The organism is Roseiarcus sp., from assembly GCF_052145395.1.
In the GTDB taxonomy this organism is placed as follows: domain Bacteria; phylum Pseudomonadota; class Alphaproteobacteria; order Rhizobiales; family Beijerinckiaceae; genus Roseiarcus.
Map to the genome: position 1 here is coordinate 1 of NZ_JBKQOT010000541.1, position 2708 is coordinate 2708.

Sequence of the window (2708 nt, forward strand, 5' to 3'; positions counted from 1 at the left end):
GAGTTGAGTCTCGGTGTCCGGCGGCCGGTCGGCGGATCTCGTCACTCACTGCGGCGGCGCTTTGTGTCAAATCGCGCGGCGAGATGACGCCCCGGCAGATCGTCAATGTTGATTTGCTCAAGGCCGCGTCAGTGGAATTCGCCACGATGCGCGGACTGGCGATGCGGTTCGCCGGACTGCTTCGAGATGGCGACATCGGGAAGCTGGACGTATGGTTGCGCGACGCACGACATTGCGGGCTTCACGCCATGCGGAGTTTTGTGAGAAAGTTACGCCAGGATATTGACGCGGTTCGGAACGCCATCCTCATGAATCCCCTCATTGTTGATCGACTCGAAATTGCCTGAATTGGCGAGTCACCGCGTGGTGAGGTCACGAATCAGCCGGGGGGCTCATGCGCAAGTCGATCGAGCGTCAGGAATCTATTCATGGTTTTCTGAAGAGGGCGTTTGCGGGGAGCTTGCACGCCAAGCGGATCCTTTCGTTGGCCAACGGGACGCTCGGTGTTTTGACGGGCGCGTCCCTTGCCGTTTCGGTCATCGGGCACGCGCTGGCGCAAGCGCGCGGTCTGGCGGACAGACACGCGATCAAACAGGTTGACCGCCTGCTGAGCAACGCCGGGGTCGTCGTGTGGGACCTTTTCGCGCCGTGGGTTCGCGAGGTCGTGGGCCGGCGCGAAGCGATCGTCGTGGCGATGGACTGGACCGATTTCGACGTCGACAATCAAGCCACGCTCGCCCTGAACCTCGTCACCCGCCACGGCCGGGCGACGCCGCTGATGTGGCTGACGATCGACAAGGACGAATTGAAGGTTCATCAACGTCAGCGGAATTCGCGACGATCGCGGGTTGGCGATGCGTTTCCGCGGCATCCTGCGCGGAAACGATACCGAGAAACTCGACGTTTGGCTGCACCGTGCTGGATTTGAGCAATCGATCCATGCCGAGGCTTTCGCCAGCGGCGCCGAGCAGCGTCAACAGGAGGATCGCCAAGGCGTTCAGCAGCAGGAGGCGGTCGCGCCGCTGCGGATCACCGATGCGCAGGACGCTCAAGCCCATCCCGAAGCGCAAGTCTTTGGAATCGCGAAATCCCGGTTCGATCGTCCACCGTTTTTGAAGGAGGCTTGGCATCTGGCCGCCAAACGCATCTACCTTGTCCGCCTGGGGCTCGGTCAGCAGTCCTCGCAGCTTGATACAGAGAGCCGCGGCGACGATCGGCGAGACGAGCTGCCCCGTCGAGGGGTCAGTCAGTATTCCCGCTTTTGCCGCTGGAGCGTCAAAGACCACCGCGTGGCCGGCGTGGCGCCACTTGGTCAGCAAGCATTCCAGCTGAGATAGACTGCCAGTATAACCGAGGCAATTGATCTCCGGCAGTAAATCCCGGCCCGTGGTGCATCCCTCCGCCCAGCGCCGCGACAGATAGGTCTGGAATTTGCCCGGTGTCGTCGACTTTGGAGCCATGACGTTGCGCTCCGGCAGTTCGTCGAGCTGCACCCACTTCGCAACAGTGCGCCAGTTGAAGCCCGTCTCACGGACGATTGCCCGGATCCCGTTGCCTGCAACGTGCAGGACTTTGACCCGCTCGAACATACTCTCTTGGGCAGCACGTCGGCCTTCTCGAGCGAACGTCCGGTGCTTTGCCAAAGCCGGTTGCTGCCCGTGGCCGCCACACTAAGCGGCGGTGGCCCCGACCTGTCCGGCGCCGATGATCCCGATCCTCACGCTGTTAATCCAAGATTGCGGACGGGGTATTCCAGCTGCAATGAGCGAACGTACTGCAGCGGCTCGGGCTGGCCGAATCGATCGGCGCGCAGGCACCCGCGGATCTCGTCGACCGAACTGGCGCCGTGCGCCTCGATCCAGTCCGCCAAACCCTCCACCAGACGGTCGATATGGTTCGGTCCGTGGCTCAGCAATGAAGACGCCGCCTGGACCACGTCCGCGCCGGCAAGCAGGTATTTGACCACGTCTTCGGATCCGTGCACGCCTCGACCGGCGGCGAGGCCAAGCGATGTCTTTCCAGACAACAAGGCGAGCCACATGAGCGGCAAGTGGATCTCCTCCGTCGTCTCCGAACGCAGGCTGGTGCGGAACGTCAGCGTCTCAAGGTCGACGGCAGCCTCGTACCAGCGATTGAACAAGACGATGCCCCTGGCGCCGGCGCCAGCGAGGGCCAAGGCAAGATTAGCCGGCGCGGTGAAGTTCGGGCTGAGCTTGACCGCGACGGGAATCGTTACCGAGGCGCACACTTCGCGCACGGTTTGCACCAGCCTGGCCTCGACCTCAGCGGAGGTCTCCAGCGGGTCGGTGGGGATGTGGAAGAGATTGAGCTCGAGCGTCGCCGCCCCCGCTTGCTGCAGAACAGCGGCAATGTCAGTCCAGCCTTCGCGCGTGATCCCGTTCAGGCTGGCGATCAGCGGGGCCGAAACGCTCTCGGCCGCGCGCCGGATCATCTCGACATGGGCTGCGAGCGCGCCGCGGTAACCCGGGAGTGGCGGCAGATAGCTCGTCAGCTCGGCATGGCTCTCGGCTCCGATCGCGGCGGCGGCTTCAAACGCCTCGTCCGCTGCTCGAACCTCCTCCTCAAAGACCGACGCTGCGACGATCGCTGCCGCCCCTCCATCCTCAAGCCGGCGTATGCCGTCGACAGTCGCTGACAGTGGCGAAGCGCCGGCGACAATTGGATGGGGCAAAGACAGCCCGAGATAG

The 2708-nt window shown here is 63.4% G+C and carries 1 protein-coding gene and 3 pseudogenes; 2 read left to right on the forward strand and 2 right to left on the reverse strand.

Annotation, left to right across the window (positions count from 1 at the left end):
• Both ACLP25_RS18505 and ACLP25_RS18510 read left to right on the forward strand, forming a co-directional pair.
• Positions 1-347: pseudogene (locus tag ACLP25_RS18505) on the forward strand (hypothetical protein); the annotation flags it as partial.
• Between the two features lie 47 nt (positions 348-394).
• Positions 395-811 (forward strand): annotated as a pseudogene (locus ACLP25_RS18510) (IS4 family transposase); the annotation flags it as partial.
• A gap of 97 nt (positions 812-908) precedes the next feature.
• Here the strand turns inward: ACLP25_RS18510 and ACLP25_RS18515 are convergent.
• Together ACLP25_RS18515 and ACLP25_RS18520 are read right to left on the reverse strand one after the other, a co-directional pair.
• A pseudogene (locus ACLP25_RS18515) lies at positions 909-1112 on the reverse strand (IS4 family transposase); the annotation flags it as partial.
• A gap of 605 nt (positions 1113-1717) precedes the next feature.
• On the reverse strand, positions 1718-2708 hold a 991-nt coding region (locus tag ACLP25_RS18520; RefSeq protein WP_442470638.1), incomplete at its 5' end, for a dihydroorotate dehydrogenase-like protein.